We start from the raw sequence: 23,054 nt of genomic DNA, 5'->3' as shown, positions 1-23,054 counted from the left end.
CACCTTTAATTCTGGTTCTCAGTGTGTTTTTAGCCGTAATACCAGCAGCGATTTGCGAGAGGTCAATAATCGGCAAGTGGACGTACCACGTGGATCAGGGAGAAGGTATCGAAGTGAAGGGGTTCATCGTCTACGAAATGGATAAGTCTTTTTACGAGGAAATGACACTCACCAAAAATGGCGAAGTAATGGATTTATTGAGAATGAAAGGAACATGGTTTGTGGACGGTTTAGACTTAACTACTAAATTCACCTCTCCCGACAGACCAGATGGAGCCGAAATAAAAAACGAATACACGATTATTGAAATAAATGAAGAGCACATGAGATATGTAGACAAAGAACGTCCTCGAGCCGAGTATAAGCAATATCGATCAACAAAATAGAGCCAACCAGACGTAGCAGGCAACGTGCGCAAGCGCACGCCGCCTGTACTCGACGTTAGGAGCAAATGAATGGAACCAAATCAAAGCAAATCTCCGATGTGCCCGTCATGCTCTAAGGCATTGTTATCTCGAACTGCGACGAGATGCTCTTGGTGCGGATCTGTCATTCCAGACGAACTACGTTTCACCGACGAAGAAATCGAAAGAGCTGAAGAGGAATTAAAGAAATCAAGCGAAGCAATCGACAGAAAAGAAAACGAAAGAAAGATTCGTGACGGCAAAAGATCGATGATTGAAACAGCTTTCGAATTAACCATCGGAACCATTATAAACTTAATCAAAAAATCCTAACCAGACGTGGCATACAATTCCGGCAGCTTCGCCGCCTCCATCGTATGCACTTGGCGTTCAGCAAAAATGAGGAAGAAAAACACAAACTCCGAATGGTCAAAAGATCTAGCGGGTCCTCTGATGCTTTCTTTCTTTGGAGCCACATTTCTTCTTCTAGGGAAGAATCCACTTGTGGGATACTGGCTAATGGGGTTTGGCATTTTCTTCTTTTGGAAAGTCAGGAAGGAAATAACCAAACTAAAAATTGCCGAAGGAATTGTTTTTCTCGGAGGATACCTTCTCTTCGTAGCCTTAGCCACATTTACGCTTCCAGAGCTAGGAAGATACCCGTCAGAAAGAGAAGATTCTTACCCCATCTTCGTTGCTGCATTTGCGTTTGCATCCTTTGGGTATGCACTCCGAAATATAATTATAAAAAAGCTTAACAAGGCGTGCCAGGCAACGAGCGCAAGCGCTCGTCGCCTGCACTTGTCGTTCGGTAATTAAAAAATGGGCACTTACCACACACTTGTAAACCTGACTAAAAAGGAAACCCTCAGCTTCGCAAAGGTCTCCGGAATGAAAGCAAGAGAGATCACTGGAAATCCAGCATCCTCAGCGATGGTGACGTGGTACATGCTCAAGAACTCCGGCGATAGAATTGGATTTATGCCAGACGACGGAACGAATCCGTTTGTGGACGTCGACCCAATCGAAATCCAAGACTTCGAAGAAAAAGAAGAAGAAATAATAGACGAGTTACTGAGAGAAGGGATTCTAGTGGATTGTGGATCCACCTACCTAGATGATGACGATCCTTCGATATTTAGCCGTGACCTGAGAAATGGTTGGATGCCAGAAGATCTTCTAGTACCAAAGAATCAGACCGAACAAGGCAGAGCTCACAATGTCGGCAAACGACCGCCCCTTTCATAACGACCCCATGAAAATCAGCATCAACAGACTTGGAACCTCAGTCGAAGCCGACATCGTGAGTCTTTGACGTTAGGGAGAAAATGAAACTCAACAATCACGAACAAGAAGTAATCGCCCTATGCGTCATAGTGGAAGCACTCGACAATACGGTTAACCACTCTCTCTTGGACGTTCGTCCAGACAAAGAAACCCCGAACGAAGTCTTTGTCTACTTTCACGACTACATTCATCGCGATTTGTTCTTAATTCGAACTTTAGATATTACCAAAGAAAAGGTTTCAAAGAACCTACTAGGCATCGAAGGCTCGTGCATAGACGCACTACACTCTATTTGCCAGCAGCCATCTTTCTCGAAATACGATAGTATTAACAACTTGAGACTATCAGTTGAAAGAATCAAAGACTGGTTGAATAAATCTAAGACTGTAAAATTGTGGCTCCCCTCCTTAAACATTGATGCCTCCATCGAAGTCACCCGATTGGAATTGCTAACGATCTCAGGAAATACATCGAAACATAACATCTCTAGACTCACTGGAGTATGTTCACAAATTCACAAGATACTCGATAGGAACGGCTACAAATCTGATTTTGAATCAATGCCATTTGCACTAGAGGATTTCGAAGAGCACCTAAACGGAAACTACTTTATTTACTATGGAACCCAATTATCAGAATTACTGAATAACCTTAGGTGGGGAATACAGGACTACCTCCTCCCATTGTTCCGAGAAAACCATAAGATCAGCCATCAAGAGAGTGGCGACTATCACTTTACCTATCCAAATGAAATCAACGATAAATTAGCAAAAGAATGGTTCTGGCGACTACTCAACTTAGTCAGAAGAAAGCCTTACTTTGAAAAGTTCAGGAGTTCTCGCTACCTAAACGAAGAGAGCTCACTAGAAACAAAAAGATAGACCCTAACCAGACGGTCGATACAACTCCGGCAAGCGCTCCGCGCTTGCCTCCGCGTATCACCTCGACGTTGACCAATAAAAATAGATGAGCCCCGAAATAATGAACCTACTATCCGCAGTTGTCGGTGGCTTGATCGCTGGCGTATTCAGCATACTAGCGACCGTCGTTACTCTTAATCACCAAAAGAAAAAACGAAAGACCGAAGAGGAAGACCTCATTTTCGGATTGCTCCAAGCGATCTACGACGAAGTCGATACTTTATGGAGTCGCTTTCGAGATACATCTGGCTCTTACATAGGAAATTTAGAACCTGGATCTGCATTTCTCTTTCTAGTCCCCATATCTCAGGACTATTTTATCGTTTATAAAAACAACGCCCACCTAATCGGAAAAATAAAAGACAACGATTTAAGAAAAGCGATAGTAAGCACATACACTAAAGGCAGCGGTCTCATCGATAGCTTGAGAATGAACAATCTGATGGTCGAAAACGTTGAGCATTGGCACCAAATGTTTTTACAGACCAAAGATGAAACACATCAAAGTATTATGAATACGCATATTCAACAGTGTGCAGCCTACGCTTCCAAAATCTCAGAGTCATACAATGATTTAAAAACAGAAACTGAAGGACTATTGAGACGACTACAACAAAAGGGAGTTACTTACCTAAAATAGGCCAACAAGGCGCCGCAGACAACGAGCGCAAGCGCTCGTCGTCTGAGCTTGGCGTTAGTGCGCCAGGCGAAGCATGGCGCTTCTTATATGATGAAAGTTCATATGTATACAAAACCTAGCCAGTAGTAACTACCGAGTGTTGCGGGCATGTCAGCTAAGTCAGAAAGAATGGGATACATAGCGATGGTCCTTTCCGGCGCGGAAAGGTGCCGGATGGCGAAACGGCATGCGCGAAGCGTACACAGGGAAGGACGCAGGCCGCAGGGGAGTCGCAGCCCCCTAAAGCAATTTAGCCCCGTAATGAGTGTTCTAGATGCGGACGGCGACGGTGTTAACGTGACCGGAAGCCAGCATCGGCGGGATCGCGATGGCGAGATCCCGTCGGGTCCGTCGGGGTTCGAAGCTGTGGCATGCGCCCAGAGAAGCGAACATGAACCTGGGAGACCTGCCCGCCTCTCCGCAAGGAGTAGGCTGTATCAACTAACCGGAGACACGGCCGATGGGCATTAAGAGGCAGGAGTCAGACCCGTCCGTAGTACTCGGAGACGGTAGGGCCGATCGCGCGTCCGAGCCTGTCGCCGAAGGCGGCGAGGGCATGGGGAAGGGACGGGCTGGGCGGTTAACCGAGCATTGCTCCCACGCGGCGGGCGCTCCTCGGACTACGGCGCCTATCCAAGCGCCTTCAGGAACATCCAGACCGCCATAGCCATCATCATGAGGTTCTCGGTGAGGGAGACGAAGCCGAGCGGCACCTTGCTCCCTCCGCCAACGCAGGCGCAGTTCAGGTCGCGTTTTTCCAAGTAGACTGCCTTGAATACGGATATGGCTCCCACAGAGCTGAGGAGAAGGACCAGCGGCGCCACGAATAGGGACGCGATGTGGCCGATCATCAAGGCGCCAGCGCCGGCTTCGACGAAGGCGTAAAGCGAGGCGTAGGGGACGAATCGTTGGGCGATCAGGTCGTATTGCACGAAACCGGTAGCGAAGGACTTAAGGTCTTGCAGCTTGAGGATGCCGAGCACGCACATGCTGAAGGCGACGAATTTTTCGAGGAGTCCGATCCAGGAAAAGGGGCCGACCGCTGCGCATGCAGTAACGGCAGCCATCGCGAAGCTTACCGAGAAGACGGCGACGATAGGTTGGTAGGTTTTTCCTTCCGAAGGGTCGGGCCCCTTGCCTAGGTACTCGCGGAGGTCGTCGTAGCCGCCGAGCCGCTCGCCTTCGATGTAGATTTGCGGGGTTTCGCTGACGCCCTGTTCCTCCTTGTATGCTTGGTTGGCTTCTTCGCTTTCGAGGTGGCGGTCTTCGATTTCGAAGCCGGCTCGGCGGAGCAGATCCAGAGCTTTGATGCCCCAGGGGCACAGGTGCTTGGGAGTTACCATTCGGTAGATTGTGGCTTTTTTGCTCATGGTGATCAGCGGTTGCAACTTGCAAGGTCGGCGGCTTTCGAAATGCAAGCGGCCGAAGGGCAAGTCGTTCTCAGTGCAGTTCGAGCATAGAACCGCACAGGCTGCGCCATCCGGCTGGAGCCCTTTTCTCGAACGGTTCTATTTCGAGATGCCAGCTACTTTGAACGAAAATTCGTAGGGCTCACCTGCAACGAAAACGACGAGGGTGAGCGGCTCGCCGGCTGCTATGGGTTCGGCGCGGAACTTTACCAGGCCGGTGTGGCTCTCGCCGGGATTGAGCTGGTGGATGGTGAGCAGGTCCTCGAGGTCTTGCTTGAGGCGGATCGACGACTGGCGGCGTGCGGAAGCTTTGTTCGCGGCTTTGGCGGCGGTCATTTGGGCGATGGTCTGGCTATTGTCGCGAATGGCGTCGGTTCGTTGGACGGAACTGGTTTGCATGGCGGTCGCGGCTTGGCTGGCGTTGTACTCTTCCGCTTCGCGATCCATAACTTTATTCACGAGCTCAGTGTATTCTTCCAATGAATACGATGAGATTTTCGTATCGCCCGATGTCAGAATGATGCCAGAGGCCGTCAGGAACAGGTAGTCGTCGCCTTGGTTCTCGACCGTTATGGAGAAGCTTGGCAGTTCGTCCAATTTGCGGGAGAAGTGGGGAGTCAGCAGCTCGACCGAAACTCGATGCTCTTTTTCCAGGACCAAGACATCTGGATTTTCTCCTAGTGGCTGGGAACCGCTGGGGCTGATGGCGAATTGGGTGCTTTCGCAGCCGGCGAGAATTATCGCGCACGCGACGAGGCAGATTTGTAGGGTTCGGATCATATTGGGGATGGGGTTGGATGTTTTTGTCATGACCTAGGTAGGTCATGCGCTTTTCATCCCTGCGATCCGACAGCGATTTGGGAAAAGTAGGACTCTTTAAGGCGTAGCTCACGCCTCCTGCAGCAGTTTTGCGGGACGGCGAGCGTGGTGGTGGATGTGCTTGAAGTTGGAGATGAGGTCCGACTCCAGGCGAAAGAGCTCCATGCGCTCGGGGTCGCGTCCGACTAGGCTGCTGCGCAGGTCGTTTTCCGCGTCGTCAGCCAGCTTTCGAAAGCCTGCTTTGCTGGCCAGGAGCTTTTCGACGTCAGAGGGATCGCTCTTGGTGGTCACCAGCAAGGACAGCCGCAGGTCTTGCAGCAAGGCTTGGTGGAGCTCGCTCAAGGTGCGTCGCGTATTGTCGCCTATGGGGTGGCCTGCTTCGAGGCGGTCGTAACCGAGCGGGAGGACATGGGAGTCGAGCAGGTCGCCGATGTTTTCCCAGCTGTTGACCAATGCGATGGTCTGGTTGATGGCGTGTTGGTCTTGGGGGCCGAGTTTTGCGGATTGGATACGAGCGAGGTAGTTGAGGATGGCGGTCTGCAGTTCGTCCAATTCGTCGTCGCGGCTCGCAAGCTCGCGCAGGTCGGAGAGGTCTCCCTCTAGAGCGGCGTGCGGGATGTCTTCCGCCATGGATACGGCTAGCGTGGCGAGTCGGCCGCATTCGAGGCGCACCCGGTCGATGGCGAGAGAAGGCGTTTCCAGGTAGAGGGGGTCGAGGTAAAGAGGCTTTCCGGCGGAGCTGGTTTTCTTGGCCCGGTCCGGGGCGACCGCGGTTGCCAAGCGGGCGAGGGGACCGGTGAAGGCGAGGAAGAGGAGCAGGTTTATGAGATTGAAAAGGGTGTGGGCAACCGCCACGTCGCGGCCGATGGTGCTATCCTGCAGCACGGTCTCCGCCACGAAGCGGCTGAGCGATGCGAGCTCAGGGATGAAAGCGAACCATATCGCTACCCCTAGCAGGTTGAAGACGATGTGGATGAAGACGATGCGCCAAGCTGCGGCAGGGCGTCCGATGGCTGCGAAGAGTGCGGTGATGCAGGTCCCTATGTTTGCTCCGAAGGCGATGGATATGGCGGCTTCGAGGGATATGAGGTTTTGGTTTGCGAAGATGATAGCCAAGCCGATGGTGGCTGCTGAGCTTTGTACTACTGCGGTGAATACGAGTCCGATGGCCACGCCCCAGAGCGGGCTTTCGATGGCTTGCATCGCCTCGAGGAACGGCTCGTAGCCGCGCAGCGGCCGGGTGGCGTCACCCATGAGTTGCATGCCGAAGAAGATGGCGCCGAGACCCAGGAGCAAGGTGCCGACTTGGGCGAGCCGCTCGCGCGACTTGAGGAAGGATATGGAAAGGCCGACCGCCATGAGGATGGCGCCTGCCTCGGAAATTTTGAAGGCGATGATTTGGGCCGTCACGGTGGAGCCTACGTTGGCTCCGAGGATCACCCCTACGCTTTGGGCGACCGAAATGAGACCGGCCGAGGAAAAGCCGACGAGCAGGACCGTGGTGACCGATGAGGACTGCACTGCGGCGGTGATGGCGGCTCCAGTTGCAGCGGCGGCGAATCGGTTTCGCGTAAAGGATGCCAGCAGGTCTTTCAGGCGTGATCCCGCGATGTGGGTGAGGGCTTGGGTCATGAACCCCATGCCCAGAATGAAGATCGCAAGTCCGCCAACCAAGGACAGCGTGATCGAGAAAAAGGGCGGAGTATCCATTTGCGGGATAATGGATTAGGCAGGGTGCCTTGTGAAGTTGGAAATGGTGCGCGGCGGTGGCCGCCAACCTGGGTAATAGATTTTGGCCGTGACTCCTATCGCGTCGGTCGCGTCGCGAGGCGAAGCGCCCTGCGAGCCCTAAGAATCTCGGTTGGCGTAGAGTTGCTTCATGGCATGGTAGGCGGCGCGCGGGTTGCGATCGACGTCTACGATGCCCCACCATTCTTCGTTGAATTCAAGGTCGGGATAGGGGCCGCCTCCGGGGGCGATGCCGCCGATGTCGTGCTCATCGGGCGAACCCTTGCCGTCTTTCCACCATTCGTCGCTAAATTCGAACAAGGCTCCGCCGAGGAGTGGACCGTTGCCGCGAGATGCGTAGCTGCCCATGATGAGTTGAGTGAGCCGCGTAACGGCGCGTGCTTGCGCATCGGGTGCGTAGCGTCCGTCTCCTTGCCGGTTGTCGATGGCGTCAGCTCCGTATTCGCCGAGGTACATCGGCTTGTCGCTAAGCTTCTGCCATCGCTCGAAGACGTCGTCGAAACTGTCTGAGCGGTAGATGTTAAGACCCCATAGGTCGACGTCGAAGCGTTGCTCGACTTCCTTACTGGGGAGCTCTCCATAGTTCAAGGCGATGGGGAGCCTGCTGTTCGTCGATTCGATAATCGTGATGACATTTTGGATACGTTGGGCGGCTTGCTCGAAATTTCCTTGGGGATTGTACAGATGGTTGTAGTTCCACTCGTTCCCGATTTCCCAGAATAGGCTGGTAGGGTGGTTTTCCAGGGTAGCCAAGGTGACGGCTATTTGATCGTCGGAGATTTCATGGAAATTGAAGATTGGGACAATGACCCTGAGGCCGTAGGCCTCGATCAGGTCAAGAACCGCCTGGTCAGTGATTGGAGAGTAGGGGCGCAGCGTGTTGAAGCCAGCGGCTGCAATCAGCTTCAGGTCGCGCTCGACAAACGACAAATCGTAGGCGACGCCTCCGGTACGGTAGGCCAAGCCTTCCGGGTGGCGCTGTCCCTTCGGTATGGGGTTCCAGCAGATTCCTTTTATGTCGAACGGTTTGCCTTCGACTAGGAGGACTCCCTGCTGGATGGCAACGCGAGGCTGCCCGGCAACCTCTTCGGTGGGCGCGGTTTGCTCCTGGCAGCCAGACACTGCGAGCGAAACGAGCAAGAGAAGCGAGATCAGGATATAGGTCGGGGAATTCATAAGCCTCGCTTACAAGAGTTGCACTAGAGTGCACCTTAGTCAAGGAGCGAATGAAGGATGATACGAGGGGCGTTTCTGGTGGAGGCGTACTTTTGCTTCGTTGTAAGGTACTCGAAGAGGCAACCGCTGGGTCGGCGGTCGCCCCACTGATTTCCATTCTGCCCGCTGGGACAGCGGGCCCTACCTTTATCGCGTGACGAGCGTGCTCCCACAGTTTGATTGGCTTATCGCGGCGCGAGGCCACTTTCTACGGGATCCTGCAAGGGAATCGCGACCAAGGTCGCTCCTACTATTGGTAGACTTCGCCGCCGCTTTCGCGGAACTGCTTGGACTTTTCCTCCATGCCGGCCGCGAGGGCTTCGTCAGGCGTTTCCATACCTTGCTCTTCGGCGTACTTGCGCACGTCGTCGGTGATCTTCATGGAGCAGAAGTTGGGTCCGCACATGGAGCAGAAGTGAGCGGTCTTGGCAGCGTCTTGCGGCAGGGTTTCGTCGTGGAACTTCATCGCAGTCTCTGGATCGAGGCTGAGCGCGAATTGGTCTTCCCAACGGAATTCGAAACGAGCCTTGGAGAGGGCGTTGTCGCGGTACTGGGCCGCGGGGTGGCCCTTGGCGAGGTCGGCGGCGTGGGCGGCGATCTTGTAGGTGATGACTCCATACTTCACGTCGTCCTTGTTGGGCAGGCCAAGGTGTTCCTTGGGCGTGACGTAGCAGAGCATGGCGCAGCCGTACCAGCCGATCATGGCGGCGCCGATGCCGGAGGTGATGTGGTCGTAGCCGGGAGCCACGTCGGTGGTAAGCGGGCCGAGCGTGTAGAAGGGGGCTTCGTGGCACCACTCGAGCTGCTTCTCCATGTTCTCCTGAATCATGTGCATAGGTACGTGGCCGGGGCCTTCGTTCATGACTTGGCAGCCCTTGGCCCAAGCGCGCTTGGTGAGGTCGCCTTGTACCTCGAGCTCGGCGAACTGCGGGTAGTCGTTGGCGTCGGCGATGGAGCCGGGACGGAGGCCGTCGCCGATGGAGAAGGAAACGTCGTAGGCGGCGCAGATGTCGCAGATATCGTCCCAATGCGTGTAGAGGAAGTTTTCCTTGTGGTGGCTGAGGCACCACTTGGCCATGATGGAACCGCCGCGGGAGACGATGCCGGTCATGCGCTGGGCGGTTTGCGGGATGAAGCGCAGGAGGACGCCGGCGTGGATGGTGAAGTAGTCGACGCCTTGCTCGCATTGCTCGATGAGGGTGTCGCGGTAGATTTCCCAGGTGAGGTCCTCGGCCTTGCCGTTGACCTTTTCGAGGGCTTGGTAGATGGGCACGGTGCCGATGGGCACGGGGGAGTTGCGCAGGATCCACTCGCGGGTTTGGTGGATGTTCTTGCCGGTGGAGAGGTCCATCACGGTGTCGCCGCCCCACTTGGTGGCCCAGCGCATCTTTTCGACTTCCTCTTCGATGGAGGAGGCGATGGCGGAGTTGCCGATGTTGGCGTTGATCTTCACGAGGAAGTTGCGGCCGATGATCATGGGCTCCAGCTCGGTGTGGTTGACGTTGGCTGGAATGATGGCGCGTCCGCGGGCGACCTCGTCGCGTACGAACTCGGGGGTGATTTCGTCGGGGATATTGGCGCCCCATGGGTTGCCCGGATGCTGCTTGAGCAGGGAGTTGCGCGGGGCGTTGGCGTTCATCTTGAGCGACTCCTTGGCGTTTTGCAGCTTGGCGTTCTCGCGGATGGCGACGAACTCCATTTCCGGAGTAATGATCCCTTGGCGGGCGTAGTGCAGCTGGGTGACGGGCGTGCCCTTGCTGGCCCGGAGGGGCTTTCTCTGGGAGTTGTCGAAACGCTTGAGCTTGCCGGATTCTTCGGCCTTGGAGCGGTGCACGTCGGAGAGGTAGCCGTCGTCGGCGGCCTTGAGCTCGCGGCCTTGGTACTCCTCGACGTCGCCGCGCTCGAGGATCCATTGGCGGCGGATTTCGGGCAGGCCCTTTTCCACGTCGCGGTGGTAGTCGGGGTCGCCCCAGGGGCCGGAGCAGTCGTAGACGCGCACGGGCCCGTTGGGCTCGGTGGAGCCGTCGGGCTTGCGGGTGTCGTTGAGCGTAATCTCGCGCATGGGGACGCGGATGTCGTCGCGGGAACCGGCGATGTAGATGCGGCGGGAGTTCGGGAGGGGCTCGAAGGTCGAGGAGGCGTTGTTTTGTGTGTCTGACATGGTTTCGAAAAGAATGAGCGGTTGAAGTCTCAGGCCATGTCAGAGAGGGGAGGCGCTCCGCTTGAACGGAGGAGACATTCCCTTCGACGGCATGACCCGTATCAGGTTCGAAGGGTATGGGAAGCGCACGTCTTCCTGTCTCGGCCCCACGCGTGGGACTCCCCTATGTTTAAGAAGCTGGAAGGCTGAGGGATGGAGGATGAGAGGGGAAGGGAATTTTTTGGGAAAAGGAGTTCGGGGTCGCTGTTTGAACGTCCGGAAGAGGTGGGCTGGCCGTTCCGCGGGCGGCTGGATTGGATATGATGGGGATGGATGTGAAGTCGCCTTTTGCAGCGCGGACGACGTGGCAGTCGTCCCTCCAGACGCGAAAAAGCCCCGCAGCTGCTGGGCTGGCGGGGCTTGGAAAAGCGTTACGGGGTGTCGGCTAGTTGGTGACGGTGATGGGGATCACCACGTCCGAGTAGCCGCCGAGCTCGACGTAGAGGTTGCCGGAGCCGGGTTCGCCGCCTTCCACGCGGATGCTGGTGGAGCGTTGGCCGGCTGGGATGACCACCTCTGGCATGATCACGCTGTCAGGCACGTCGGTGGTGACGGTTACGGCGAGGCCGCCCGGAGGGGCTTCGGTCGGGATGGAGAAAGCCAGGATGCCGCGTTGGCCCTTGCGGAGGCTGAGGCTGCCAGGGGATACGCGAATGTTGGAGGCGTCAACCCTTAGGCTTCCAGCGGAAAGCTCGCCGTTGAGGCCAAGCACGGTTACGTTGTAGTTGCGCCCTTCAGGGAGGCTGGGGACGTAGAAGGCGAGGGAAGTGGAGCTCTCAGCTTGGGTGACCGCTGGCGTGCCGCCGACCATAACCTTGTCGTCACGCGTGAAGCCGCGTCCAAGGATGGCGATACGGGTGCCGACAGGAGCGCGATTGACCTCCAGCTCGACCGAGTAGCGGTTCTCGACTTGGATGGTCTTGACGTCGGTAGGGATTTCCTTGGAGACCACTGCGGTGGCGGTCTTGCGCTGGTAGCGGACGAGCAGGTAGTAGGCTGCCTTGTCGCGGCCGGGCGGCATGGTGTAGTCGTATTCGTAAAGGGAATCGCTGCCCGGAACGCGGCTCATGGAGTGGGCCTTGCCGTCGATGATGATCTCGGGACGGACGCTGCCTTCCACGACCGCATTGTTCTTTACGGAAACCTGGGCGGTGATTGAGTAGGTACGCGACGGGTTGGCCTTGTGGGTCGACGGAGTGAGGTCGACGAGCTTCAAGTCGCACCCGGCGAGAAAAAGGGCAATCGGCGCGAGAACGATCGCGAGCCAGGTTCTACGGTTGGTTTTGGAAATTCGCTTATCCATGTTTTCGGGCTGGTAGAGTGAATTAATGCCTGTATTGCAATCACATAACGGACTTGCGGTGAAGCAAATAGTTCACGGGTCCGTTGCGATTTAAGATAAATGGAGGACAAAGCGTGAGCAAAAGCAAACACAAGGTGCCGCAGCGGCACGGGGAAACGCCGTTAGGGCTTTACCTGCACGTGCCCTTTTGCTCCACCTCTTGCGACTTTTGCGGCTTCTATCAGATACAGTCGGATCGCAAGGGAATCCTCAGCTACATCGACGGGGTGAAGCGGGAGCTGGAGCTGGTAGACGTTGGTAGCCGAAAAATCGATACCATGTTCTGGGGCGGTGGGACTCCGGGGCTGCTGCCGGCGGCCGACATGCTGAAAGTCGGATCGTCCATAACGGATGCCCTGGGGATGCCGACTCAGGAGTGGACGGTGGAGATGGCGCCCTCCTCGGTGAAGCGCGACAAGCTCGAAGCCCTCAAGGAAGCGGGGGTTACCCGGATTTCCATGGGAATCCAAAGCCTAAACGAGCGTCTGCTCGAGGCCTTGGGTCGCCAGCATTCGCTCAAGCAAATCCACAAGGCCTACAATCTCATTCGGGAGGTCGGGTTTCGTTCCGTGAACGTGGACTTGATCTTCGCCATTCCAACGCAAACCGAGGAAGAATGGCGGGCGGACGTGCGAGGGGCGCTCGCCTTGCAGCCAGACCACCTGTCCACCTATTGCCTTACCTTCGAGGAGGATACCGCGCTTTTTATCAAGTTGCAGCAAGGCAAGGTCTCCATCGACCCGGACCGCGAGGCCCGTTTCTACACGGCCATGTGGGAGGAGGCGGAGAACGGAGGATTTCAGCAGTATGAAATTTCCAACTACGCTCGGCCCGGGCACCAATGCCTCCATAATGTGTATACTTGGCGAATGGCGGAGTGGATCGGCGTCGGTCCGTCCGGATCGAGCCAGTGGGCGGGAAGTCGCCACACCAACACGCCGGACCTGAAGGATTGGCTCGCAGGATTGGAACGGGGCGAGCGCGGGCTGGTCGATCGGACGGAGTTGAGCGATGGCTTGCTCTTGGAAGATTCCTTGATTTTCGGTTTGCGCATGAACGAAGGGGTCGATCTGGCTGCCTTGGAGCGGCGTTTCGGCAGGACGCTGCGTCAGGTCGCTTTCTTCGATCAATTGGTAGAAGAAGGTAAGGCGCTCAGGGAAGGCGATGTGCTTCGCCTGACTCCGGAGGGCCGTATGGTGGCGGATGCGGTGGGCGAAGCGTTGCTGGGCCGCTTCGGTTGAGAGACAGTCCATAGAAACCGACTCGCCTCTTCTGCCTCGGCTTGCAGCTTGCTGCAGACCGCAGCGCAAAACCGTTTCGCGGCGCGGGGCCTTGCGTGAGGGCAAGGGTTGCATCTCGGCCGAACTCGCATAAGGTGATCTTCATGGATCCGAACATCGTAGTTGCCGCCCAAAGAATCGCCACTCAAGCCCACGACGGCCAATATCGCCGCAACGGGCAAGTTCCCTACATCGAGCACCCGCGGGCGGTGGCGAGCCGAGTGGGCGAAGACGTGGAGGCTCAGGTTGTCGCTTGGTTGCACGACGTGCTGGAAGACTGCGATGTGTCCAAGGAACAACTACAAGAAGCGGGCATACCAGAGCAGTGTATCGCGGCGGTGGAATTGCTGAGCAAGACTCCCGGCGAAGACTACGATGCGTACTTGGAGCGCGTGGCTGCGAATCCGTTGGCGAGTAAGGTTAAGATCGCTGACATGATTTCGAATCTGGCGGACCATCCCACGAACAAGCAGCTCAAGAAGTATGCGAAGGGACTTACCCGTTTGACCCGCGACCTTTGAGGGGGGGGCTTGTGAGGGTGGGGCCTGAGTTGCGAGCGAACCTAGGTTCCTGCCAGCTTTGAGGTTAACCACGAACACGCCCTAACGCTCCTGTGAGCGCAAAAGCGGCTCGTCTCAATGAGCTGTGTTGACAGTCCGTAAATACTCTTAATACTTTCGGCGTTTCCTCACGAGTCGACTCGGCGAATTCCCCTTTTGCGGAGCTGGCTCATCTTGTCGCGCAACGGCAGATACGGCGATCGCCCACCCAGCTCAATCGCGTATCCGTTTTTCCGTCCGCGACTCAAAATCCGTTCCCCTGCAGCCTCTTGTTTTAAAATGGCCGAATCCCTGATCTCCATGCTCATCAACCTCGCTGTGGTTGTTCTCATCGCAGCTCTGGTTTACAATCACTACAAAAGCCGAGTCGCCGCTCCCGAAGAGCGTTACTCTACTTTCTGGCCGCGTTTTTTATCGCCCTTTATCGACGGAGCGATCCTGTGGCCGGTCACCAGCTTGCTTCCGGTAATCATTTACGACGTGCTGCCCGCGGCCTACATAACGGTCAACGTGTTCGTCACGCTCTTCTTTTACGGATACTCGATCTACTTCCACGGCAATTTCGGCGGGACCATCGGCAAGCTGAAATGCGGGATCCGTGTGGTGGACGCGAAGACGGAACGTCCGATAGGCATGCCGCAAGCGTTCTTGCGCGATGCGGTTCCGTTGCTTTTGAGCGTGGCGCTTTACGTGGTGGCTTTCACGCAGACAGGAGTTTCTCATTTCGAGGAGTCGATCTATATCTCTTGGGTGCCCATGGTGATGGGACTGTGGTTCTTGGCTGAAATCGTAACGATGTTGACCAACGATAAACGCCGCGCCCTGCATGACTTCATTGCTGGCACGGTCGTGATCCGTCCCACTCCAGAAGAGCTGGATATTAAGCGGGAGTCCCGACTCGAGCAAGCATCCTAAATTGGGTGCGTATCTGAAAATAGAATACAAACGGACATGTCACTCGATGGAAAGAATATGACAAGGCGCTTCTTTCCTCTTTTGTTCGTCCTAGGCTGCTTGCTGGCGGGAAGGCTGATTGCCAATCCCGTCGAGGATTTTTCCGTGAAGGATGTGGAGAAGCTGGGGAAGGAGATCTTTGAACGCGACCAGATGGCAGCAGTGGCTACCGATTTAATGCTGGCCCAAGGCCTCGACCTTTCTCGGTATCCGCTGCGAGGCTGGGTCACGGAACGCAATGGCAAGAACTCGCTTGTCACTTTCGTGGGCGACTACGACGGCGAACACTTGGCGATCTTTCAGATCGAGCAAAAAGGCAAGAAGGCTCCGTCCTTTTCAAAGGTCGAGAAGCAAGCTCTGACTCGCTACCAAAGCGCTGCCTTCAAGGCGCGGCTTCTCGCCTCTGGCGCCTTCGACGAGTTCTGTTCCGACAGCTACAACATCGCCGTGCTACCGGATATCGACGGCGACGGTTTTCTGGTCTACGCTCTCGCTGCCACCCGCGATCCTGACGCTGTGCTGGTGGGTGGGCACTATCGCTTCCGCGTTTCGGCAGATGGAGGCGAGATTGAACGTACGGAGAAGCTCTTCGCCAGCTGTTTGGTTCTGGACAAGAGTCCCGGCAACATGCCCGAAGGGGCGTCGCTAGCTGCCCTGACCATGAGCCATGTAGTTTCGGAACGCCCCTTGGAGACTCATGTATTCTTAAATTACCTACACCGCATGGACTTTTATGTCGTGACCCAAGATCAAACTTTCTGGAAGCTGCGAGGGGGTAAGCTCAAAAATATGAAATAGTATGATGAATTTCACCATGCGAGGTGGGCTGACCGGAATTCCCATTACCTACCTCGCTCTTCGCCACTCGGTATCGAATAATCTAATACACGAATTGGAGAGGAAGGCGTATGGGGCTAAGGAGCCAAAGCTCGTATCCGCCGCCGAAGAAAACCGCTAACTCAACTGCCTATGCGTTCCGCTGATCCGCTACTCCTGCTGACGAATGTCGGCATCGCTGAAATATTCGTGCTACTCATTCTCGGAGGACTCTTGGCCCTCATGCTGACCGCCTTGGTCAGTTGCCTTAGAAACCCGAAGCTAAGCAGCGTGCACAAGCTACTTTGGGTGACCGGAATTTTTCTGTTTCCGTTTTTGGGCAGCGCTATCTACCTGTTGGTCCGACCTGAAAGCCGCGAGCCCGGTGCGTCGCGAGAGCTGCCAAAGTCATGAAACCCTGGCTCGCGAACGTCCATTTGATCGCCTCGATTGGGGGTGGGTTTACGGGAGCAGTGACGAGTACGGCTCCCCTGTTTCAGCAAGGTTTTTCGCTTGGCTTGCTGATCATCGTGGCGATTGCATGCTCGATTTACGTTTACGGGATATTTGCGGGACTGCGTTTGGTCGCGGACCGCAGCGAAACGCTTCACCTCAAGATTTTCTACTCGCTTCAGGTGCCGGTTTTCTATTCGCCGCTGTTTTCCTATTTCGTGGCAGCGGGAGCCTATGTTACGCTTGGGATCTCCGGACTCTCCCTGAATTTCAACTTTGCCTTCGGGAGTGTCTGGTTTCTTTCTCTCCTCAACGGGCAACCGCTGGGCTTGGGAGTTAACTTCGTGGCGCTGTTGTTGTTGGTCCTGCTTTTCAAGGAGCCGCTTCTCGAGCCGTATTCACAAAAGCAGGAAGTGGGCGCGACCAGCCCCGAGAGGGAGAAATTGAGCGCATCAGAGTGAGAGGGAACGCAGCTTTGTGTAGTTCTCGGTTAACGCTCTAGAGTTTTACAAATGCTGGTTAACTTTGTCGACTCAAGGTCAAGTATTTCTCAGATTCGTCGCAAAAGCGTATCGATTAAGATCAAGTAGGAGCTTGTGGACATCTCGGAAGCGCTGCAACTTAAACCGTTTTCGTGCAATGCACAGCGTTGGGAGCGATACCCAACAGGTGGAACGCATGATGCTAGGAATCTGACTATCGAAGAAGACGTGAACACAGAAGAGATTTTCCAAACCCATTTTGGCAAGCTGGAGCTAAGCTTGCGAGACGGCCAAACGGTCAGCTTGCAAGCGAATGGGTCCGCCAATCCCATTTTTGCAGCATCGCCGGTAAGAATTGTCGAGGACTTGGGAAAAGAGGAGACCGAATCTCCCGGAAACATCGTGCGCAGCAGTTACCGCCTCTCCGAGATTGAGGATCCGTTCTGGCTCGCCCTTTTCGCCTTCTTCCAGCAATCGGGCTTTTCCGTCTTCATCGACGGGCAAGGGATTCTGCGAGTCACGACTTTCGAAGGACTGCAGGCAAGCACTCTAGGGATTGCTCGAAACTGCATCCGACTGGCCAACAGCACTTACAAGCACTATGCGACCAGGGCCCAGTCTCTCGCCTACGCGAACGACAAGGCGAAGGGCATAGCCGACTTCAAGCAGGATGACCTCAATATCTCCGGCGAGGAAGACATCGCCCTTTGATCTAGCATACTTCAGGGAAGCGTCTTATGGGACGCTTGGGCGAGTTCGCAGTCTTTCAAGCTTTCGCAATGGAGGATGCGCAGGTCCTTGACGGAAGCGAGATGCAGCAGAGCAGTTCCGTTTTCCTCGGGAAGGCGGCAATGGAAGAATTCGACATCCGCGGCATCGTTCAACACGATTGCGGGGCGTTCGTCTGCTTGTATCAAACGAAGTGATACGTCGGAAAACCTGATTCTTTTCGCGTGCCTAGCGTAAATCCCGTAGGCGGGAAGGAGTCCGAACATGCTTGGTTCGGGATAGGCGCGGGGTCTCTCCGGCACGGCGAAGGGATCTCGAGGGCCAACCACTCCCGGCTCCTCTTGGCGAAGGAAAAAAGGGTTCACCAACTCGCTGGGTTGTTCAGCCACCTGTTCGAGGGTAGTGCCACCCTTGTACTCGATGCGGATGTTGTTGAATGAAACGTCTTCGATGGGATGGTCCGGTTCGCCCATCACTTGAGCGGCGTATCGGGAGTCGGCGTCGTACACGTTTACGTTGGAGATGGAGACACGTCGCAGTTTTCCGACCGGAGTGCCCTCAGGGCCGCGACAACGCGCTCCGAGCCTTAGAAAAAAGGGCGCCGTGACGATGTCGCGCATCGTGATGTTCGAAACTACGATGTCCTCTATGGTGGCGCCGTCCACGGTTTCCAGCGCGAGTCCGCGGCAGTGGTCGAACGTGCAGTTCGTGATAGCGATATTGCGAAAGTCTCCGTTCGACTCGGTACCGATCTTGATGCGTCCGGTCGGGCCGTCATTGTCGGTAGCCCGCTTGAAGCTGCGATCGTAGCTTCCATCGATAAGCGAGCCAATCGAGTAGCCGCTCACCGCGCAGTTGGTGATGGTTATGTTTTCGCAGGGGCGGATTTCTCCGAGCGCGAGCGAGGTTTTCAATACGATCGCGTCGTCGTGAGGGGAATTTACCGAACAGTTCGAGATGCGTACATTGCGGCACGAGTCGATATCGAAAGCGTCGCGATTCGTATCCACTTTCAAGTTATCGATCGTGAGATTGTCTACTCCGGTGGCGAGCAGGGCAAAGTGCCCGCCTCGAAAAAGGGTGAAGTCGCGCAGGGTGACGTTGCGGCAGTTTTTCAGGGCGATCGCCTTGTTTCCTTGGAACGGCGTTTCGGCGAGGTCGTAGTCGTGAAAATCGTCGATGGCGCCGTGGTTTTCTCCCTGGAACGGACTGGGCGGCTCTCCAGGCAGGCCTACGTGGTGAGCGCCGACGAGGGCAAGTCCGTCGATCGTTCCGAATCCCGTGATGGAAATGGAATCCAGATCTTCCCCGTAGATAAGGCTATTGCGAAAGTGACTGTGCCCAAAGTCCTGATACTGCTTTTCTCCTGTCTCGCTAGCTTCGGGCAGGTCGTATCCAGCCTGCTTTTCTGGATTGGGATAGTCCGCGAGCAGCCTTGAGCCAGGTTCCAAGTGGATGGCCACCCGCGAGCGCAGGTGCAGGGTGAAGCTTGGGAAAGTGCCGGAGGGAAAGAGCACGGTGCCGCCTCCCGCTGCTGCCGCTGCGTCGATGGCAGCTTGAATGGCGGCGCCGTCATGGGCTTCACCGTTGCCGAGGGCTCCGAAGGTGCGGACGTTGAAAAAGGCTGGGGACATTGAAGCTTTTTATCGGGCGGAAGTTGGGAGCTTCGAGCCTTTTCAGTCCGTACAGTCTGAAGAAGCGTCGTGAGGATGAAAGGGAAGTGGGATCGGTCGTCGTGCCTAGGCTCGTCTCTGCATCCGCGGTTGCACGATTTGGAGCTTGTATCGCCAGCGAGATTATCGTCCAGGACCCGTCTGCTCGCGAAGCCTGATAGGCGTCGATTTTCTTCAGTGGGTCATTAATAGGTCAATTATTGCCATCTATCTTTTGTTCCCCTCCCGTGGCGCATCAGGTGCTAGGTGCGCGCATGTCGAGTCTGCGCCTGCTTAGCATCATAATTGCAACTGCCATTATCGCGTGTGGAGTTTGCGCCCAGGGCCTCTCCACTTGGCAGGGTTCTCGTTTGGCGGAACCGCCGCGAATCGATGGGATATTGGACGATGTCGCTTGGCAGGGTGTCGAACCCATCGTGTCGTTTTGGCAGGTTGAACCGAGACCTGGGATGGAGCCAAGCATGCAAACTGAAGTGTATATGGCGTTCGACGACGACAAGATCTACTTCGGTTTAGTCGCGAGCGATCCTGAAGCGGAATCGATCGTCGCAACCCAGCTCAAACGCGACTCGGATCTTAACGGTGACGATTTTTTCGCTCTGGTACTCGACCCGTTTCTCGACCTGCGAAATGGCTACTATTTCGCGTTCAACGCGCTCGGGGCGCGTCGCGACGCCTTGATTCGGGGTGGGGCGACATTGAATGCTGACTGGGATGGTATTTGGGATGTGGTTACAAACCGAACCGCAGGAGGTTGGGTGGCCGAGGGCTTCATTCCGTTTTCTACGCTCTCCTTTAAATCGGATGTGGAGGCTTGGGGCTTGAACATGGAACGCGTCATCGCGCGCTCCGGCGAGCGATTGCGTTGGAATGGGACGCAACGGCAATTCGAGGTGAACAACCTCGCGAATGCGGGGCGGCTACGAGGATTGGCTGGTTTGCAGCGAGCGGCCGGTTTCGAGCTACGCCCGTCTCTTTCGATTACCTATTCCGAAGACTCTAGAAGCGATACGGATTTTTCGAACTTCAAACCGAGTTTCGACTTGTTCTACAAGCTCACCGAATCGACCACCGCGGTGGTTACGGTGAATACCGATTTCGCGGATGCTGAGGTGGACGATCGAGTCGTCAACTTGACGCGGTTCCCGGTGAAGTTTCCGGAAAAGCGAGCTTTCTTCCTGCAAGACGCCGGCGTTTTCTCGTACAGCTTGATCAACAACAATCCCTTGCCGTACTACTCGCGTCGCATGGGTTTGGGACGTCGCGGCGAGATCGTCGATATCGTGGCGGGCGCCCGTATTTCTGGCCGAGAGGGGCCGGTAAACTTCGGGGTGCTCGGGGTGCGTACGGAGGCGGCGGGGGAGATCGAAGCCAAAGATCTGGCGGTGGCTCGCGTGTTGCTGAACCTTTCGGACGAGGCGGGAGTGGGGGTGATCGCGACTTCGGGGGATCCGTTGAGCAACGGAAACGCCACGCTGTTCGGGTTAGACTTGAACTACACGACGGGCGACCTGTTTGGACGTCCGGCGAACTTGCTGGATAGTTCGCTGTACTATCAGACGACGAGCTCGACCGGTCGCGACCAAGACAGCGAGGCATACGGCTGGGGCTTCAAGTTCGACAGTCCTACCTGGGGATTCGTGAGCTACTTGGATCGCGTTGGCATCGATTATTTTCCCGCCTTGGGTAGCGTGCGGCAGACGGGCGTTTCGACTTTGACGGGCAGGCTGGATTACGAGTTCAATCCTGAGTCCCTCAAAAGCGTGGTCCCAACGGTGACCTACGTACAGCGTGATAATTTGGTAGACCATGAGCTCGAGCTCGAAACCTATGGGTTTGAGGTGACGGCGGAAACGCAGCGCGGCGAGACGCTATTGCTGCGGGTGCGAGAGGAGTGGGAGCGATTGCCGAGCGCTTTTTCGGTGGGACCGGGCGTTAAGGTCTTGCCGGGCGCGTTTTCTGGGCAACGTATCGAAAGCTTGGTGACAACTTCGAAGTCGCGTCCATTCTCCGGAACGCTGGGCTTTGCCCGGATCCCATACTACGGAGGGTATCAGACCGAGTATTCGAGCAGCTTTACATGGCGCCCAAATCCGCTGTTCAACGTCGACTCAACCTTCGAATATACGGACGTAGCGCTTCCTTATGCTCAATTTCCCGTTCGCTTGGTGAAAGCAGGCGCCACGCTGCAGTTTTCAAAGGAGCTTATCTGGTCTGCCCTCGGGCAGTTCGACAACATCAGCGAGTCGATAGGATTCAATACGCGACTGCGTTGGACTTACGCCCCGGGGAGCGATGTTTATCTCGTTTTCAATCAAGGAATCGATGCTTCCGGAGACCGCTGGGATTACTTCCGCTTTGATCTCAGCGCCAAAGTGGGCGCTACCTATCGGTTTTGATTCCCTTGGAAATTGGCAGTTTTGATCGGGTGAATCGCTGATAGAAGCGTGACGAGCAGGTCCCGCGAAAGCTATATCAGGAAAGCGGATCGATTCGCGAAACGGACGAGGTTCCAACTCAAGTATCAAGGCTGGATGTTTTGCCCTTGGAAAACGATGGTGCAGCTATCGGGACGGATTTCGGGAGGGTCGCGATAGAGGTTGATGCGCCGTTGGATACGAGCTTCCTGGGGGTCGAGGGAGAGTTGAGCTTGGTTCAGCTTCCAGTCGAGCCACGCGGCCTCGCCTTGTAAGGTTCCGTAGTCGGTGGCGTAGTCGATTCTGCAAAGGGCGTAGTTCTTGCGGTCGATCCACAAGGTCATCGATTTGTAGCCCTCGATCTTCAATACATGGCAACGTAGCTTTCCCAGCTTTCTCGTGCCGACGAGTTCTATGTCGTTTGCCAGCAAGTCGCCATGAAAGGATGGATCGAAAAAGTCTCGAAGGACGGCAGTGAAGCGGAAGCTGGAGAACTCTGAATAGTCGATCGCTTGATTGAGGTTTTCGTATTGATCGGGTTCTTCGGTCAGCTCTGGTTTTTGCGGGTATTGATGGGCCAAGATGTAGATGTCCTCTGCGGTGCTGATGCTGCCCGTTCGGGCGATTTGCTGACTTCCGTCGACGATGTTCCAGCGGGCAAAGAGCAGGTCGGGGCGGGTGTATTGTAAGGAGGCAGTATGGACGAGGGTTATCCTTTCAGTCTCGAAGCCGCGCTCGAATTCTATGCTGTTGACGTAAACTTCGACCTCCTCTTGGATTTGCACGTCGCATGAAATGTATCCGGCAGAGCCATACAGGTTTAAGGTGTGGCGGAGAATCTCTTCCCCGTCCTGTTTCGCCGCGGAGAGGGGGTTCGCCGCGAGGCAAGCTAGGCCTAGCCAAACGAGAGCTCGCTGCAGTGGGGGGTGGGTGAGGGGCGATTGGAGCATTTGACAGGAAACCTAGCGATAAATAGCCGATTCGACAAGGTTGGGCTGTCGTTTTCGCTTCCTTCGCCTTCACTGCGGGCAACAACTAGATCTATCCTTCTTATACCCACGGTGGCGAGGTAGGGCGGTCTGGCCCAGACCGCCGTGTTGGGTGGGTGAGTTGGAGTTGGAGTGGTGGGAGGATTTGATCGGGTTGGCGCGGCGGACTGGGCCAGTCCGCCCTACCTTCGGAATTGCCATTCGCTGGGGCTCTGGCAAAGTCCGGCGCGTACGGGGTTGTTCAATACGTAGCTCCATTTTTCGTCGCGTTCGGCTTGGTTGCGGATGCGGTGCTCGAAGTAGTCGTCCTGCCAGCGTATATGCAAGCTACGTGCTGTGAATCGCTTCCAATCTTTGATCGTTTTCTTTATCGCTTGAAAGGACGAGAAGACTACGAACGCGTGTAGGTGGTCGGGCATGAGAAGCATCAAGTGGACGTTCCACTGGAGCAGCTTCTCGCGGTAGGCAACGGTTTCGAATAAGGCGTCTGCTACCTTGGGATTAGCAAGGGTATTGATGTAGCGTTGGGCGCAGTTGATTGTGATGAAGTAGATTGCGTCGTCGGACACCCACGGGGGTGGTGTATGCGGCAGCGTCTTGCGTTGGGGTAACATGGCAAGGTAGGGCGGTCTGGCCCAGGCCGCCGTGTTGGGTGGGTGAGTTGGAGTTGGAGTTGG

General features: G+C 55.7%; 24 protein-coding genes and 1 riboswitch. Of the genes, 15 read left to right on the top strand and 9 right to left on the bottom strand.

Annotated features, from left to right (window positions below; translation table 11 throughout):
* The 6 genes from IEN85_RS10560 to IEN85_RS10535 all read left to right on the top strand — a co-directional run.
* Positions 1 to 386 (top strand): hypothetical protein (locus IEN85_RS10560; RefSeq protein ID WP_191617059.1); only part of this gene is annotated, 386 nt, incomplete at its 5' end.
* Positions 387 to 455: 69 nt separating this feature from the next.
* The gene (locus IEN85_RS10555) at positions 456 to 737 is read left to right on the top strand and encodes a hypothetical protein (RefSeq protein ID WP_191617058.1); all 282 of its coding nucleotides are present in this window, start codon (positions 456 to 458) and stop codon (positions 735 to 737) included.
* Positions 738 to 743: 6 nt separating this feature from the next.
* The gene (locus IEN85_RS10550) at positions 744 to 1,223 is read left to right on the top strand and encodes a hypothetical protein (protein ID WP_224772564.1); all 480 of its coding nucleotides are present in this window, start codon (positions 744 to 746) and stop codon (positions 1,221 to 1,223) included.
* 3 nt (positions 1,224 to 1,226) lie between these two features.
* Positions 1,227 to 1,652 (top strand): hypothetical protein, encoded by a 426-nt coding sequence (locus IEN85_RS10545; protein ID WP_191617055.1) that lies wholly within the window; start codon positions 1,227 to 1,229, stop codon positions 1,650 to 1,652.
* An 80-nt stretch (positions 1,653 to 1,732) separates the two neighbouring features.
* Positions 1,733 to 2,572 (top strand): hypothetical protein, encoded by an 840-nt coding sequence (locus tag IEN85_RS10540; protein WP_191617054.1) that lies wholly within the window; start codon positions 1,733 to 1,735, stop codon positions 2,570 to 2,572.
* A 100-nt stretch (positions 2,573 to 2,672) separates the two neighbouring features.
* Entirely contained in the window at positions 2,673 to 3,251 is a 579-nt protein-coding gene (locus IEN85_RS10535; protein WP_224772563.1) for a hypothetical protein, read from the top strand.
* A gap of 668 nt (positions 3,252 to 3,919) precedes the next feature.
* On the opposite strand, the gene IEN85_RS10530 is transcribed toward IEN85_RS10535, so the two are convergent.
* The 6 genes from IEN85_RS10530 to IEN85_RS10505 all read right to left on the bottom strand — a co-directional run bounded on the left by IEN85_RS10530 (position 3,920) and on the right by IEN85_RS10505 (position 11,985).
* Positions 3,920 to 4,660 carry a glutaredoxin family protein gene (locus IEN85_RS10530; RefSeq protein ID WP_191617052.1) on the bottom strand — a complete coding sequence of 247 codons (741 nt, stop codon included), beginning with the start codon at positions 4,658 to 4,660 and terminating at the stop codon, positions 3,920 to 3,922.
* Between the two features lie 138 nt (positions 4,661 to 4,798).
* Positions 4,799 to 5,479 carry a hypothetical protein gene (locus tag IEN85_RS10525; RefSeq protein ID WP_191617051.1) on the bottom strand — a complete coding sequence of 227 codons (681 nt, stop codon included), beginning with the start codon at positions 5,477 to 5,479 and terminating at the stop codon, positions 4,799 to 4,801.
* A 108-nt stretch (positions 5,480 to 5,587) separates the two neighbouring features.
* Positions 5,588 to 7,228 carry a Na/Pi cotransporter family protein gene (locus tag IEN85_RS10520; RefSeq protein WP_191617050.1) on the bottom strand — a complete coding sequence of 547 codons (1,641 nt, stop codon included), beginning with the start codon at positions 7,226 to 7,228 and terminating at the stop codon, positions 5,588 to 5,590.
* A 138-nt stretch (positions 7,229 to 7,366) separates the two neighbouring features.
* Entirely contained in the window at positions 7,367 to 8,443 is a 1,077-nt protein-coding gene (locus tag IEN85_RS10515; protein ID WP_191617049.1) for a glycoside hydrolase family protein, read from the bottom strand.
* 289 nt (positions 8,444 to 8,732) lie between these two features.
* Positions 8,733 to 10,643, bottom strand: coding sequence for a phosphomethylpyrimidine synthase ThiC (gene thiC / locus IEN85_RS10510; RefSeq protein ID WP_191617048.1), 1,911 nt, complete (start codon positions 10,641 to 10,643; stop codon positions 8,733 to 8,735).
* A 61-nt stretch (positions 10,644 to 10,704) separates the two neighbouring features.
* Positions 10,705 to 10,818: riboswitch (TPP riboswitch) on the bottom strand.
* A 249-nt stretch (positions 10,819 to 11,067) separates the two neighbouring features.
* Positions 11,068 to 11,985: an IPT/TIG domain-containing protein gene (locus tag IEN85_RS10505; protein WP_191617047.1), complete on the bottom strand. Its 918-nt coding sequence runs from the start codon at positions 11,983 to 11,985 to the stop codon at positions 11,068 to 11,070.
* 113 nt (positions 11,986 to 12,098) lie between these two features.
* Between IEN85_RS10505 and hemW the strand changes: the two genes are divergently transcribed.
* The 8 genes from hemW (at position 12,099) to IEN85_RS10465 (ending at position 17,280) form a co-directional block, all read left to right on the top strand.
* A complete protein-coding gene (hemW, locus tag IEN85_RS10500; RefSeq protein ID WP_191617046.1) occupies positions 12,099 to 13,265 on the top strand; it encodes a radical SAM family heme chaperone HemW in 1,167 nt (388 codons plus the stop codon).
* A gap of 143 nt (positions 13,266 to 13,408) precedes the next feature.
* Complete coding sequence (locus IEN85_RS10495) at positions 13,409 to 13,825, top strand: GTP pyrophosphokinase (protein WP_191617045.1); 417 nt, start codon at positions 13,409 to 13,411, stop codon at positions 13,823 to 13,825.
* A 318-nt stretch (positions 13,826 to 14,143) separates the two neighbouring features.
* Positions 14,144 to 14,779 (top strand): RDD family protein, encoded by a 636-nt coding sequence (locus IEN85_RS10490; protein WP_191617044.1) that lies wholly within the window; start codon positions 14,144 to 14,146, stop codon positions 14,777 to 14,779.
* Between the two features lie 36 nt (positions 14,780 to 14,815).
* Positions 14,816 to 15,616: a hypothetical protein gene (locus IEN85_RS10485; RefSeq protein ID WP_191617043.1), complete on the top strand. Its 801-nt coding sequence runs from the start codon at positions 14,816 to 14,818 to the stop codon at positions 15,614 to 15,616.
* Between the two features lies 1 nt (position 15,617).
* Positions 15,618 to 15,776 (top strand): hypothetical protein, encoded by a 159-nt coding sequence (locus IEN85_RS10480; RefSeq protein ID WP_191617042.1) that lies wholly within the window; start codon positions 15,618 to 15,620, stop codon positions 15,774 to 15,776.
* A gap of 11 nt (positions 15,777 to 15,787) precedes the next feature.
* Positions 15,788 to 16,048: a PLD nuclease N-terminal domain-containing protein gene (locus IEN85_RS10475; protein ID WP_191617041.1), complete on the top strand. Its 261-nt coding sequence runs from the start codon at positions 15,788 to 15,790 to the stop codon at positions 16,046 to 16,048.
* On the top strand, positions 16,045 to 16,548 hold the full coding sequence (locus IEN85_RS10470; RefSeq protein ID WP_191617040.1) for a hypothetical protein: 504 nt from the start codon (positions 16,045 to 16,047) through the stop codon (positions 16,546 to 16,548). The genes IEN85_RS10475 and IEN85_RS10470 overlap by 4 nt, the downstream gene beginning before the upstream one ends.
* 249 nt (positions 16,549 to 16,797) lie before the next feature.
* Positions 16,798 to 17,280, top strand: coding sequence for a hypothetical protein (locus IEN85_RS10465; protein ID WP_191617039.1), 483 nt, complete (start codon positions 16,798 to 16,800; stop codon positions 17,278 to 17,280).
* A gap of 11 nt (positions 17,281 to 17,291) precedes the next feature.
* Here IEN85_RS10465 and IEN85_RS10460 read toward each other — a convergent pair whose 3' ends face one another.
* On the bottom strand, positions 17,292 to 18,932 hold the full coding sequence (locus IEN85_RS10460; protein ID WP_191617038.1) for a rhamnogalacturonidase: 1,641 nt from the start codon (positions 18,930 to 18,932) through the stop codon (positions 17,292 to 17,294).
* Positions 18,933 to 19,432: 500 nt separating this feature from the next.
* On the opposite strand from IEN85_RS10460, the gene IEN85_RS10455 reads away from it, so the two are divergent.
* The gene (locus IEN85_RS10455) at positions 19,433 to 21,370 is read left to right on the top strand and encodes a carbohydrate binding family 9 domain-containing protein (protein WP_191617037.1); all 1,938 of its coding nucleotides are present in this window, start codon (positions 19,433 to 19,435) and stop codon (positions 21,368 to 21,370) included.
* 125 nt (positions 21,371 to 21,495) lie between these two features.
* Here the strand turns inward: IEN85_RS10455 and IEN85_RS10450 are convergent, their stop codons facing one another.
* Positions 21,496 to 22,338: a hypothetical protein gene (locus IEN85_RS10450; protein ID WP_191617036.1), complete on the bottom strand. Its 843-nt coding sequence runs from the start codon at positions 22,336 to 22,338 to the stop codon at positions 21,496 to 21,498.
* A gap of 221 nt (positions 22,339 to 22,559) precedes the next feature.
* The gene (locus tag IEN85_RS10445) at positions 22,560 to 22,991 is read right to left on the bottom strand and encodes an REP-associated tyrosine transposase (protein ID WP_191617035.1); all 432 of its coding nucleotides are present in this window, start codon (positions 22,989 to 22,991) and stop codon (positions 22,560 to 22,562) included.
* Between the last annotated feature and the right edge of the window lie 63 nt (positions 22,992 to 23,054).

This window comes from Pelagicoccus enzymogenes, assembly GCF_014803405.1.
Taxonomy (GTDB): Bacteria; Verrucomicrobiota; Verrucomicrobiia; order Opitutales; family Opitutaceae; genus Pelagicoccus; species Pelagicoccus enzymogenes.
The sequence above is the reverse complement of the archived record's forward strand: the minus strand, read 5'-3'. Positions and strand labels throughout refer to the sequence as shown.